Source organism: Alcaligenes ammonioxydans (assembly GCF_019343455.1).
Taxonomy (GTDB): domain Bacteria; phylum Pseudomonadota; class Gammaproteobacteria; order Burkholderiales; family Burkholderiaceae_B; genus Alcaligenes; species Alcaligenes ammonioxydans.
On record NZ_CP049362.1, the window covers coordinates 3380552 to 3393632 of the forward strand.

Below are 13081 nucleotides of genomic sequence, written 5' to 3' on the forward strand. Positions count from 1 at the left end.
AATTATTTGGCTTGATTAGACTAAAAATCAGCCACAACCACAATAAGGGCCAGGTACATACCTGCCCCACTCGAGGAGATTGTTATGGGCACTGCTACCACCGCCCCTTCCCACGCCAAACCGGCCCCCCCAGGCCAGCCGGGTCTGAGCCGAAAACAAGTGCTTGCCGTAGGTATCGGCAACTTTATGGAATGGTTTGATTTCGCGATTTACGGCTACTTTGCAGCCGTCATTGGCAGCATCTATTTTCCATCCGACGCCGCCGGGGTTTCCCTGTTGTCGTCCCTGGCCGTATTTGCGGTGGGCTTTGTCTCACGTCCCTTTGGTGCACTGATTCTGGGTCCCATTGGTGACCGCTTCGGGCGCAAGACCGTGCTGATGATTACCGTCTTTGGCATGGGCGTCTTTACCACCTTGATTGGCCTGCTGCCCGGTTACGCCACCCTGGGTATCACAGCGCCTATCCTGCTGGTCATCCTGCGTTTTTTGCAAGGCATGATGGTGGGCGGAGAATGGTCGGCAGCCGGTATTTTCCTGGTGGAAAGTGCCCCCGCCCATCGTCGCGCCAGTGCCGCCAGCGTGGTCACCTTTACCGCCGGTATCGCTTTTCTGGTGGGGACCGCCACAGCAGCCGCCATCAATGCCAACCTGAGCGATGAGCAAGTCTACAGCTGGGGCTGGCGTGTACCTTTTGTGCTGTCCATTGTGATGACGTTCATTGCCGTCTTTATCCGTCGCAAGCTCAATGACACGCCGGTCTATCACGAGCTGCAGGAAAAGAAGGCCAACCACACCCTGGAGCGGGTTTCGTCCAAAGACAAGTTCAATGCCTTTGTCCTGTCCTTCGCATTTTCGGCCCTGTTCCTGGTGTCGCTGTATTTCTTCATCACCTACGCCAATAACCACCTGGTCTCCGTTTTGGGGCTGAGCAAGACAAATGCCCTGTGGCTGTGCAGTGCGTCCCTGGTGGTGTATTGCATCCTGCACCCGCTGGTTGGCCGTTTCTCGGACCGCTACGGACGACGCAAGCTGGCCTTGTTTGCCGCCGCTGGCCTGACCGTCATGGCCTACCCGATTTTCCTCTTGATGAACACTGGCAAACCGGCCCTGATCCTGCTTGGCCTGACCATTCTGGCCTTTCTGGTAGCCATCTCCGCCGTCATGAACGTGGTGCTGCTGGTGGAAGTATTCCCGGCGTCAATCCGCTCCACCGGCGCCGCCTTGGGCCACAACGTTTCATCGGCTCTGTTGGCCGGACCGGGCCCCTTCATTGCCGCGGCTCTGATCCAGTACACCGGCAACCCCAACGTACCGGCCTGGTATCTGGCCGCGGTATCCCTGGCGAGCTTGCTGATTCTGTATACCCGCCTGCCCGAAACTCAACATGTGGACCTGTCCGCGGGCTAACCCCTAAAGGAGAGTAGTTATGAGCAAAGTTGCTGTTATACAAGCGGCATCCATTCCCTTTGACTCTGCCAGCAGTGTCGACAAAGCCGCCACTATCTTGCAGCGCGTTGCGGCCAACGGCGCCACACTGGCGGTCTTTCCCGAGGCCTTTCTGGGGGGCTACCCCAAAGGCATCAGCTTTGGCAGCGTGATCGGCAATCGTCGTCCCGAAGGCCGCGCCCTGTATCAACGGTACGTTGAGGGTGCCGTCACCTTGGGCGGCCCTGAACTGGAAGCCCTGGCCGAGGCGGTCACCCAGACCGGTGTCTACACCGTGATGGGCGTAATCGAAAAAATGGGTCGCACCCTGTACTGCACCGCCTTGACGCTGGCTCCCGGCAAAGGCGTGGTGGGCATTCACCGCAAGCTGATGCCTACCGGACAGGAACGTCTGGTATGGGGGTTTGGCGATGGCTCCACCATGGGGGCAGTCGACACGCCACTGGGCCGTCTTGGCAGTGTGATCTGCTGGGAAAACTATATGCCGGCCCTGCGTCAGACCATGTACGCCCAGGGTACTGAAATCTACTGCGCGCCTACTGCTGACGATCGCCCCACCTGGGCCTCGTCCATGATCCACATTGCCGTCGAAGGCCGCGTGTTTGTGCTGTCCGCCTGCCAGGCCATCCGCCTGAACGCCTATCCCGACGCCTTTCAGAAGGAATTTGCTCTGCCCGGCGAATTTGCACCGGACAGCTACGTCATGCATGGCGGCAGCATGATCGTCAGCCCTACCGGCCAAGTGCTGGCCGGCCCGGTATTCGACGAAGAAACCGAGCTGTACGCCGAACTGGACATGGATTTGCTCAAGCAGGCCAATCTGGACTTTGATGTCTACGGCCACTACTCGCGCCCCGATATCTTCTCCCTGCATGTGGACACCCGTGCCAAACAGGTAGTAAGGCTGCAAACCGAAAACTCAGACGAGTAAAACCGCGACGCCCTGCCTCGTAAGAGAAAGCGGCCCCATCGCGCCTGTCAGGTGATGGGGTCGGGCCTGCGGGACACAACACAAATCGTCTGCGCTGTACGCTGGGCCAGGGGTTCTTTAACGGCGCTTTGCCGACCGCAAGCTCCGGTGAGGTCACTGAGCCCCCGCTTCTGCTCCTCGTGCGCGTTGACTATCTAACGGTGTTCAGACCGAGTCCTTCAAACACAAGGCCGAATTTAAAAAATCCCATGCAAATAGTAGGTGAATACCCGCATCACCGACTACACTTGCGGCTTCGGCGTGAAAACCTCAATAGAATCAAGATTGTCCTTGATCAATTTGGTACGCGCTTTGGACAGTAAGGCATACGCTCAACGCTTATACTGTTCAACTATAAAACAGGGGCAACGCTCATAAGGCCACCCCCTGCAGATTTCAAACACGAAAACACATCCTATTGGAGAGCCGCATGGTTAACATGAATCGGCGTCAGTTCTTCAAAGTGACGGGGGCCTCGCTGGCCAGCTCCAGCATGGTCTTGCTGGGCGCTGCGCCCACCCCCGCCATGGCGGAAGTCAGGCAGTACAAACTGACCCGCATGACAGAGACGCGAAATACCTGTCCTTATTGTTCTGTTGCCTGTGGGGTACTGCTGTACTCTCGCGGTGACGGCGCCATGAATGCCGAGCCCAGCGTGGTTCACATCGAAGGCGATGCCGATCACCCCGTCAATCGCGGCACACTCTGTCCCAAAGGCGCTGGCCTGGTGGATTTCATCAAGAGCCCCAACCGACTCAAATATCCGGAATACCGTGCCCCCGGCTCGGACAAGTGGGAACGCATCTCCTGGGAAGACGCTTTCTCGCGTATTGCCAAGCTGATGAAGGAAGACCGCGACGCCAACTTCCAGACCACTGCCGACGATGGCACCGTGGTGAACCGCTGGCTGACCACGGGCATGCTGGCTGCCTCGGCAAGCAGTAACGAAGTGGGTTACGTCACCCATAAAGTCATCCGCAGCATGGGTGTTCTGGCGTTCGATAACCAAGCACGTGTCTGACACGGCCCGACGGTGGCAGGTCTTGCCCCGACGTTTGGCCGTGGAGCGATGACGAACCATTGGGTCGACATCAAGAACGCGGATATTGTGCTGATTATGGGCGGCAACGCAGCCGAGGCGCACCCCTGTGGTTTCAAATGGGTAACCGAGGCCAAAGCACACAACAATGCAAAACTGATCGTCGTGGATCCACGCTTTACGCGTTCGGCATCCGTGGCGGATTTTTACGCGCCTATACGTACTGGTAGCGACATCACCTTCCTGGGTGGCGTCATCAAGTACCTGTTGGATAACGACAAGATCCAGCATGAGTACGTGCGCAACTACACCGATATGCCCTTTATCGTGCGCGAGGACTTTGACTTCGAGCAGGGGCTGTATTCGGGCTACAACGAAGAGAAACGCAGCTACGACAAGTCCTCCTGGGACTACGAGCTGGGCGAGGACGGCTACGTCAAGACCGACCCCACCTTGCAGCACCCCCGCTCGGTCTACCAGTTGCTGCGCAAACACTACGAGCGCTACACGCCCGAGATGGTGGAACGCGTCTGCGGCACGCCCAAGGACAAATTCCTGAAAGTCTGTGAGATGCTGGCCTCGACCGCAGAGCCCGGTCGTGCAGGCACCATTCTGTATGCACTGGGCTGGACGCAACACAGTATTGGTTCGCAGATCATCCGTACCGGCGCCATGGTGCAGTTGCTGCTGGGCAATATTGGTATTGCCGGCGGTGGCATGAACGCGCTGCGCGGGCACTCCAACATTCAGGGCCTGACGGACCTGGGTTTGATGTCCAACCTGCTGCCCGGCTATCTGACCTTGCCCAACCAGGCCGAGAAGGATTTTGACGGCTATATTGGCGCGCGCGCCCAACAGCCACTACGTCCCAATCAGCTCAGCTACTGGCGCAACTACAAGAAGTTCCATGTCAGCCTGATGAAAGCCTGGTTCGGTGATGCCGCCCAGGCCGACAACAACTGGGCCTACGATTACCTGCCCAAGCTAGACAAGCTCTACGACATGCTGCAGGTGTTCGAGCTGATGGACGAAGGCAAGATGACAGGCTATATCTGTCAGGGCTTCAACCCCCTGGCGGCAGCGCCCTACAAGGCCAAGCTGCTGCGTGCGTTCTCCAAGCTCAAGTACATGGTCATCATGGACCCGCTGGTCACGGAAACGTCGGAGTTCTGGCGTAACTACGGCGAGCACAATGATGTCGATACCGCCTCCATCCAGACCGAAGTCTTCCGACTGCCCACCACCTGTTTTGCCGAGGAAGAAGGCGCACTGGTGAACTCGGGTCGTTGGCTGCAATGGCACTGGAAGGCCGCCAACCCACCGGGCGAGGCCAAGAGCGATATTGAAATCATGAGTACGCTGTTCACGCGTATCCGCTCGCTGTACGAGAAAGAAGGCGGCGCCTTCCCTGATCCGATCCTGAACCTGTCCTGGCCCTACTCCAATCCGGACGATCCGACCGCCGCTGAACTGGCCAAGGAGTATTCCGGACGTGCCCTGGTCGATCTGGTCGATCCCAAGGACCCGACCAAGATCACGCGCAAGGCCGGCGAGCAGCTCGATGGTTTTGGCGAACTGCGCGACGACGGCAGCACGCTGAGCGGTTGCTGGATCTATGCCGGCGCCTGGACGCAGCAAGGCAACCTGATGGCTCGCCGCGACAATAGCGACCCGACCGGCATCGGCCAGACGCTGAACTGGGCCTGGGCTTGGCCAGCGAACCGCCGGGTGCTCTACAACCGGGCTTCCTGTGACCTGAACGGCAAACCGTTTGACCCGCGCCGCAAGCTGATTCACTGGGACGGCAAGCGCTGGGTGGGGGCGGATATCCCTGACTACAAGGCCGATGAGAACCCGGCTGACGGCATGGGGCCGTTCATCATGAACCCCGAAGGGGTAGCCCGCTTCTTTGCCCGTAAAGGCATGGCGGAAGGCCCATTCCCCGAGCATTACGAGCCCTTTGAAAGCCCTTTGAGCTACAACCCGCTCAGCCCTGATGAGCCTCGTGCCATCACCAACCCGGCAGCCCGTATCTTCAAGGACGACCTGGCCGCCATGGGTACGGTAGACAAGTTCCCCTATGTGGGTACCACCTACCGCCTGACCGAGCACTTCCACTACTGGACCAAGCACGTCAAGCTCAACGCCATCGTGCAGCCCGAACAGTTTGTGGAAATTGGCGAGGAACTGGCCAAGGAAGTGGGCATTGTGCAGGGCGACCGCGTCAAGGTGTCCTCCAACCGTGGCTACATCAAGGCCGTGGCGGTGGTGACCAAACGCATCAAGGCCCTGAACGTGGATGGCAAGATCGTCCATCAGGTGGGAATCCCGCTGCACTGGGGCTTTGTGGGTCTGGCCCGACCCGGTTTCCTGATCAATGCGCTGACCCCGCCAGTAGGCGATGGCAACTCGCAAACGCCGGAGACCAAGGCCTTCCTGGTTCAACTTGAAAAGGTTAAGGAGTAAGCCATGGCCTTGCAATCACTTGATATCAAACGGCTCTCCGCAACCACCACCCCATCGCCCAGCGTACGCGAGCCCGTGGGCGGAGAGGTGGCCAAGCTGATCGACACCAGTAAGTGCATTGGCTGTAAGGCCTGTCAGGTCGCCTGCATGGAATGGAACGATACGCGTGACGAAATCGGCCACAACGTCGGGGTGTATGACAACCCGGCCGACCTTACCGACAAGTCCTGGACCATCATGCGTTTTGCGGAGTATGAGAACCCCGCTGGCGATCTGGAATGGCTGATTCGCAAAGATGGCTGCATGCACTGCGAGGACCCGGGCTGTCTGAAGGCCTGCCCCTCGCCGGGCGCCATCGTGCAGTACACCAACGGCATCGTCGATTTCCACGAGGAAAACTGCATTGGCTGCGGCTATTGCGTAACCGGCTGTCCCTTCGATGTGCCTCGCATTTCGGAAAAGGACAAGAAGGCCTACAAGTGCACCTTGTGTTCGGACCGTGTCGCTGTTGGTCAGGAGCCGGCCTGTGCCAAGACCTGTCCGACTGGCGCAATTGTCTTCGGAACCAAAGAAGACATGCAGCAGCACGCGGCCGAGCGTATCGAAGACCTGAAATCGCGTGGCTTTGACAATGCCGGCCTGTACGATCCGGCCGGCGTGGGCGGCACCCACGTCATGTACGTGCTGCACCACGCCGACAAGCCCGAGCTGTACAGCGATCTGCCCAAAGATCCGCAAATCAGCCCGATGGTCTCGTTGTGGAAGGGCGTGGCCAAGCCCCTGGGGGTCGCGGCCATGGCACTGACCGCCCTGATTGGTTTCTTCCACTACATCCGAACCGGTCCTAACGAGACTGACGAGGAAGACGAGCGCCGCGCCGACGAGGAAGCACGCAAGATCCAGGAGGCCCACCATGACTGATCACAACCGCAAGGACCTGATTCAGCGCTACACCACCAGTCAGCGCATCAATCACTGGATCATTGCCATCAGCTTTGTGCTGCTGGCCTTGTCCGGTCTGGCGCTGTTTCATCCGTCCATGTTCTGGCTGAGCCATCTGCTAGGCGGCGGGCCCTGGACACGCATTCTTCACCCATTCATTGGCGTGGTGATGTTTGTGTGCTTTTTCCTGTTTGCGGCCCGCATGGTGCGGCACAATATGTTCTCCAAGGGTGACGCAGCCTGGCTGCGTCACTTCAAGGACGTACTGGACGCCAAGGACGAGCGTATCCCCGAGGTTGGGCGCTACAACGCCGGGCAAAAAATCCTGTTTTTTGCATTGGTAATCTTCATGATTGGCCTGCTGGCAACCGGTGTGGTGATGTGGCGCGAATACTTTTCCGCCTTCTTCCCCATCTGGGCCATCCGTCTGGCCTCCGTGCTGCACGCGGCCTGCGCCTTGCTGATGATTTGCGCGATTATCGTGCACATCTACGCCGGGATCTGGGTCAAGGGTTCGGTCAAGGCCATGACCCGCGGCACGGTGACCCGCGCCTGGGCCTGGAAACACCACCGCGCCTGGTTCCGTGAGGAAATGGAAAAAGGTCAACGCCGTTCCGCCAAATAAGCGGTAATCTGCTTTATCAGTAACCCGGCTGCCATGCGCCATTTCGGGCATGGCAGCCTTGTTTTCAGGAGTCTGTCTTGCAACGCATCCTTCCGCGCGGCGAAATTGAAAGTCTGGACCACACCTCCATCCCCCGACTACGCCTGCCTGTGCGAGCCAGCGTTTTTGCGGACCGGGCGGCGCGTCTGCGTCAACTGGCTGCCGACAACCCCGTCGGCGCCTATCTGCAGTTGCTGGCGCACCTGGTGGACGGCCAGCACACGCAACTAAGCGCCCTTTCCCCCACTGAGCTGCCCGCTGATGTGCTGGAAACGGCCCAACGGCACGGCATGCCGCCCTTGTTGGCCTCGGGCTGGAAGCGCGATCCGCAGTGGCTCAGCATCTTGAGCAACCTGCTCAATCACATGATCCAGAACCCGGACGTGCCCGCTCCCGCGCAAGAGGTCTGCCAGGGCCTGCTGAAAGCAGCCCAGTCCGATCCGCAAAAGCTGGAAGACCTGGCTGACGCGATTCTGGCCGAACAACTGCCGGAACAAGAGGGCGCCGCGGCCCCTTTTGTCATGGCCGCCTTGCAGGTGTACTGGACGCACCTGGCCTGCTCGCTGACCGAAGGCCAACTGTCGGTCACCAGCCCCTTTGGCGTGTGCCCGTCATGCGGCAGCCTGCCCGTATCCAGTGTGGTGCGTGTCGGTGGTCGTGAAGACGGTTGCCGTTATATGTGTTGCCCTCGCTGCAGCGTGGAATGGCATCTGGTGCGAGTCACCTGCTCGCACTGCGAAAGCACCAAAGGCGTGGCTTACCACGCGATCGAGGATGGCCCGGAAGGAATCAAGGCCGAGTCCTGTGACAACTGCCACACCTACCGCAAAATCTTCTATCAGGAAAAACAGCTGGGCATCGACCCGGTTGCCGATGATCTGGCCAGTCTGGCTCTGGATGTCTTGATGGGCGAAGCAGGTTATTCCCGTGCCAGCGGCAATCCCCTTCTTTGGCAGCAGTCTTAAGCTAAGATTCCCCTACGCCTTGCTGTCGTGCACGCAAGGCGTAGCCGAGAGACCTTGCCCACAGACTTTGCCTGCCTTTGAATGATGAGCCCCACTCCCGAACTCTCCCCCGCCCACATCCCCTCCCTGGACCGCCTGCTGCGCTCGTCAGAGTTCCAGCCTTTGCTGCGCCAGTTTGGCCACTCCCGCCTCAGTCAACACACTCGCGGTCATTTGCAGGCACTGCGGGAAGCGGTGTTAAAGGGTGCGCTAAGCCCCCAGGATCTGGAGCCCGCGCAGCTCGCCAAAGCCCTGCAAGCACAGTTGCAAGCAGAGTCCCGCTTAAAGCTGCGCCCGGTCTTTAATCTGACCGGCACCGTGCTACACACCAATCTGGGGCGTGCCATGTTGCCAGAGGACGCCATTCAGGCCGTTGTCCAGGCCATGCGCTCACCCGCCAATCTGGAATTTGATCTGGCAACCGGGGGGCGAGGCGACCGTGATGACCTGATCAGCCCCTTGCTGTGCGAACTGACTGGCGCCGAGGCCGCTACTGTCGTAAACAATAATGCAGCTGCCGTGCTGCTGATGCTCAGCACCCTGAGTCCCCAATGCGAAACCGTGGTGTCACGCGGCGAGCTGGTTGAAATTGGCGGAGCCTTTCGCATTCCCGACATCATGAAACGCGCCGGGGCGCTTTTACATGAAGTCGGCACCACCAACCGTACCCATGCGGCCGATTACGACAACGCCGTCAACGAGCGCACCGCCATGTTAATGAAGGTGCATTGCAGCAACTACGCCGTCAAAGGTTTCACCAAAAGCGTTTCGGTAAGGGAAGTGGCACAGATCGCCAAGAAGCACGGCCTGCCCACCAGCGTCGATCTGGGCAGTGGCACCTTGGTTGATTTAAGCCAATGGGGCCTGCCACCCGAGCCTACCGTGCGCGAAACCATCGAAGCGGGCGCCGATATCGTGACTTTCAGCGGTGACAAGCTGTTGGGTGGCCCACAGGCAGGCCTGATCGTAGGCCGCGCCGATCTGATCGCCAAGATCAAGAAGAACCCGCTCAAACGCGCCTTGCGTGTAGGCAAAATCACGCTGGCAGCACTGGAGCCCGTGCTGGCCTTATACCGTTCGCCAGAGCGCTTGCCCGAGCATCTGACTACCCTGCGTCTGCTGACCCGACCTGCGGCTGAAATGCGCGCCCAGGCACTGCGTTTGGCACCAGTCCTGCAGCAATGGGTGGGCACACAATTTGCTGTCGAACCCACTGCCATGTTGAGCCAGATTGGCAGCGGGGCGTTGCCCGAAGATGTGCTGCCCAGCTTCGGGCTGCGCTTTGCCTACAAAGGGCCGGGCCGTCCGGGCCGCCATCTGACCCAACTGGAAGAACGCCTGCGCAGTTTGCCCCAGCCCGTCATCGGACGCATTGCGCAAGATGCCTTCTGGCTCGACCTGCGCTGTCTGGAAGAACACGCTGAACCGTTGCTCAGCGCACAACTGAATCCCGAGCAAGCATGATTGTTGGTACTGCAGGCCATATCGATCACGGCAAAACCACTTTGATCCGCGCCTTGACGGGCGTGGATACCGATCGTCTGGAGGAGGAAAAAAAGCGCGGCATCTCCATCCAGTTGGGCTATGCCTACACGCCTCTGCCCGACGGCCAGATCCTGGGCTTTATTGATGTGCCCGGCCACGAGCGCCTGGTACACACCATGGTTGCAGGTGCCACGGGCATTGATTTTGGCTTGCTGATCGTGGCGGCAGATGATGGTGTCATGCCACAGACCCGCGAACATCTGGCCGTGCTGCAATTGCTGGGCTTGAATGCCGGTGCCCTCGTACTGAGCAAGGCCGATCGGGCCGATACCGCTCGCCTTGAATCGGTCAAGGCGGAACTACGAGCGCTTGCTCACGGCACCTTTCTGGAACAGGCACCTGTCTTTGTGGTGGATGCCTTGAGTGAGGAGCATCCCGGCCTGCAAGCGCTGCGCCAGCATCTGCATACGCAGGCCATGCAATCGACCCGGCAGGAAGGGCAAGGTTATTTCCGTCTGGCCATTGATCGTGTGTTCACCTTGCAGGGCCACGGGACAGTGGTGACCGGCACCGTGCATGACGGTACGCTGGATCTGGATGGCCCCCCGGTAGACCTGCACCTGATGCCACGCGGCACGCCGGTACGGGTACGCAGTATTCATGCTCAGAACCGGGCCTCACGCCAGGCCCGCGCCGGACAGCGTTGCGCCCTGAACCTGGGTGGGATCGATGTGCAGGATATCGAGCGTGGCGACTGGCTGGCCGACGCCCGCTGTTTTATCCCTTCTACACGTATCGACGTGGAACTGAGCCTGCTGGACAAGGACATGCCCGCCTTGCGTACTTGGTCGCCCTGGCATGTGCACCTGGGCGCCGCGCACCTGACAGCCCATGCCGTGCCTTTGGAGGGCGACGCCTTGCAAGCCGGTCAGACCGCTAAGGTTCAACTGGTCTTTGACCGACCTATCTGCTCCATGACCGGTGAACGCTTTATCTTGCGCAACGCACAGGCCAGCGAAACAGTCGGTGGCGGGATTGTGCTGGACCCGAACGCACCAGACCGCAAACGACGCTCTACGACACGACTGTCCTGGCTGGACGCCCTGGCACAATGGGCGCGCGGCGGACCACTGAAAGGCCTGCTGGCCCACGCACCTTACGGCCTGGACGAAGCAACGCTCCTACGTCTGTCGGGTGGAACGCAGCACCGCTTGATCGCTCCTGCAAACGCCCGCTGGCACACCGGGTCCCGCCCACAAAGTCAGCCTATTTTGCTCGGTGATGCACGCCTGGAAGCGCTCTGCCAACACGTAGAAAGCGTGATGCTGCAGTTTCATGAGCGCTATCCGGACGAACCGGGCCTGTCCGTCAGCCGCTTGCGCCGCATGGCGGCACCCACCATGCCCGACGCGGTCTGGCAACTCTTAAGCGAGCATCTGCTGGCAGAACAGCGCCTGGCTCGACAGGGTGCCTGGCTGCATACCCCAGGGCACCGCGTCACGCTCAGTCCCGATGATCAAATCCTGGCCGCAGCCCTGCTGCCGTTAATCGACGCTGGCCGCTTCGATCCACCCTGGACACGCGATCTGGCCAAAGAAACCGAGGCGCCCGAGGAGCAGACGCGCAACGTGCTGCGCCGACTGGTCCGCCAAGGCGAACTGTTTCAGGTCGTGCATGATCTGTTCTACCACCGTCGTCAGATTGCGGCTCTGGCCCACATCGTCGAGGAACTGCACACGGGTCAAGGAGTCAGCGCCGCCCAGTTTCGGGACGCAACCGGATTGGGCCGCAAACGGGCCATTCAGATTCTGGAGTTTTTTGATCGTATCGGCTATACACGACGGGTGCGTGATCGCCATGTTTTACGAGGCGAGGCCTGGGCAGCAGCGGATTGAACCAAAAGCGCGAAGTGGGTGCCGAAGCAGACGGCTCCCCGATCGTTGAAGCCTGACCGGCCCTAACGTATGATAGGGCCTCTTGAAGGAAAGCATCCGTGCCCGGTGGCACGGCCGGGCTTCAAACCCGGTTGGGGGCGTCAGACGTTCCCAGGTAGGTTCGACTCCTGCTGCTTTCCGCCACCTGCCTTTGAGCGAGAGATCGCCTGCGATCTCAAACGCCCCCAAGACTATTCACCCCTGGGTTTTACTCAAGTGCATCGGCATGATGCTTTAAAGCCTTGCGCACGTAATACTCGAAGCCAATCTCGGACCGGCGAGGGCGCAAGATCCAGTCATGTGCCTCTCGCCCCAGCTCCGGAAGAATCGGCTTGATCTGCCCGGCAGACATAGCCAGCAACTGCATCCGCGCGGCACGCTCGAACTGCAAGGCCAGCACACAGGCTTCTTCGATGGAGCCGGCCGCAATCAACATGCCGTGATGCGCCAGCAAAATCGCACGCTTGTTACCCAAGGCCTGGGAGATGATCTGCCCTTCTTCATTGCCGACAGGCACGCCAGGCCAGTCTTTCAGGAAAGCACAGTCCTCGTACAGCGTGCAGTTATCCATATGAGAGACTTCTAAAGGCACGCCCAACATGGATAAGGACGCCACATGCAAAGGATGGGTATGGATAATGCAATTGACGTCGGGTCGTGCGCGATACACCCAGGAGTGAAAGCGGTTCGCCGGATTAGGCATGCCCTGCCCTTCCAGAACCCTCAGGTCCTCATCCACCAGCAAAATATTGGACACACTGATCTCATCGAAGCCCAAGCCTAACTGCTGGGTGAAATAGGTACCTTCCTGCTTGCCCCGCCCTGTAATTTGTCCCGCCAAGCCGGAGTCATGACCGCCGTCAAACAGAATTCGACAGGTCAGGGCCAACTTTTCTCTAACACTGCGTTCCGGAACCTGAAACTGAGCCTGCATCTGTTCCTGCGCGCGAGCGATCAACGTTGATTTGGACAAATCCATCGTCGTAGTCATGAGTATTCCTTGTGAACAGCCTGGAGCATCCAAAGACACAGAGCCTCGTGCTTGAACCAGGCCCCTGCGCAATTGAAAAGAAGTCGCTTCAGTGATGGCGATCCTGGCCCAGGCCAAGAACTGCTGTGAAGGCTGATACA

At 59.4% G+C, this 13081-nt stretch carries 9 protein-coding genes and 1 tRNA gene; 9 read left to right on the forward strand and 1 reads right to left on the reverse strand.

What is annotated here, in order from left to right; translation table 11 throughout:
• The first annotated feature begins 84 nt into the window (after positions 1-84).
• From FE795_RS15500 to FE795_RS15540, 9 genes are all read left to right on the forward strand, one after another.
• Entirely contained in the window at positions 85-1407 is a 1323-nt protein-coding gene (locus FE795_RS15500) for an MFS transporter (protein WP_059318178.1), read from the forward strand.
• 19 nt (positions 1408-1426) lie between these two features.
• Positions 1427-2377: a carbon-nitrogen hydrolase family protein gene (locus tag FE795_RS15505; protein ID WP_003805062.1), complete on the forward strand. Its 951-nt coding sequence runs from the start codon at positions 1427-1429 to the stop codon at positions 2375-2377.
• Positions 2378-2846: 469 nt separating this feature from the next.
• Positions 2847-5921 carry a formate dehydrogenase-N subunit alpha gene (gene fdnG / locus FE795_RS15510; protein ID WP_153008905.1) on the forward strand — a complete coding sequence of 1025 codons (3075 nt, stop codon included), beginning with the start codon at positions 2847-2849 and terminating at the stop codon, positions 5919-5921.
• 3 nt (positions 5922-5924) lie between these two features.
• Positions 5925-6842 (forward strand): formate dehydrogenase subunit beta, encoded by a 918-nt coding sequence (fdxH, locus tag FE795_RS15515; protein ID WP_003805067.1) that lies wholly within the window; start codon positions 5925-5927, stop codon positions 6840-6842.
• A complete protein-coding gene (locus FE795_RS15520) occupies positions 6835-7488 on the forward strand; it encodes a formate dehydrogenase subunit gamma (RefSeq protein ID WP_003805069.1) in 654 nt (217 codons plus the stop codon). Before fdxH ends, FE795_RS15520 begins: the two co-directional genes overlap by 8 nt.
• Positions 7489-7565: 77 nt before the next feature.
• The gene (fdhE, locus tag FE795_RS15525; RefSeq protein WP_059318177.1) at positions 7566-8492 is read left to right on the forward strand and encodes a formate dehydrogenase accessory protein FdhE; all 927 of its coding nucleotides are present in this window, start codon (positions 7566-7568) and stop codon (positions 8490-8492) included.
• An 84-nt stretch (positions 8493-8576) separates the two neighbouring features.
• Positions 8577-9995 (forward strand): L-seryl-tRNA(Sec) selenium transferase, encoded by a 1419-nt coding sequence (gene selA, locus FE795_RS15530; protein ID WP_059318176.1) that lies wholly within the window; start codon positions 8577-8579, stop codon positions 9993-9995.
• Positions 9992-11911 carry a selenocysteine-specific translation elongation factor gene (gene selB, locus FE795_RS15535; RefSeq protein ID WP_003805074.1) on the forward strand — a complete coding sequence of 640 codons (1920 nt, stop codon included), beginning with the start codon at positions 9992-9994 and terminating at the stop codon, positions 11909-11911. The genes selA and selB overlap by 4 nt, the downstream gene beginning before the upstream one ends.
• 87 nt (positions 11912-11998) lie before the next feature.
• Positions 11999-12094: transfer RNA gene (locus FE795_RS15540), tRNA-Sec, on the forward strand.
• Between the two features lie 64 nt (positions 12095-12158).
• Here the strand turns inward: FE795_RS15540 and FE795_RS15545 are convergent.
• Positions 12159-12941, reverse strand: coding sequence for an aldolase (locus FE795_RS15545; RefSeq protein ID WP_003805076.1), 783 nt, complete (start codon positions 12939-12941; stop codon positions 12159-12161).
• Between the last annotated feature and the right edge of the window lie 140 nt (positions 12942-13081).

Excerpts from the sequence above, each read along its gene's own strand:
- FE795_RS15500 (WP_059318178.1), top strand. The coding sequence starts at position 85 with ATGGGCACTGCTACCACCGCCCCTTCCCACGCCAAACCGGCCCCCCCA.
- FE795_RS15505 (WP_003805062.1), top strand. The coding sequence starts at position 1,427 with ATGAGCAAAGTTGCTGTTATACAAGCGGCATCCATTCCCTTTGACTCT.
- fdxH (WP_003805067.1), top strand. The coding sequence starts at position 5,925 with ATGGCCTTGCAATCACTTGATATCAAACGGCTCTCCGCAACCACCACC.
- FE795_RS15520 (WP_003805069.1), top strand. The coding sequence starts at position 6,835 with ATGACTGATCACAACCGCAAGGACCTGATTCAGCGCTACACCACCAGT.
- selA (WP_059318176.1), top strand. The coding sequence starts at position 8,577 with ATGAGCCCCACTCCCGAACTCTCCCCCGCCCACATCCCCTCCCTGGAC.
- selB (WP_003805074.1), top strand. The coding sequence starts at position 9,992 with ATGATTGTTGGTACTGCAGGCCATATCGATCACGGCAAAACCACTTTG.
- FE795_RS15545 (WP_003805076.1), bottom strand. The coding sequence starts at position 12,941 with ATGACTACGACGATGGATTTGTCCAAATCAACGTTGATCGCTCGCGCG.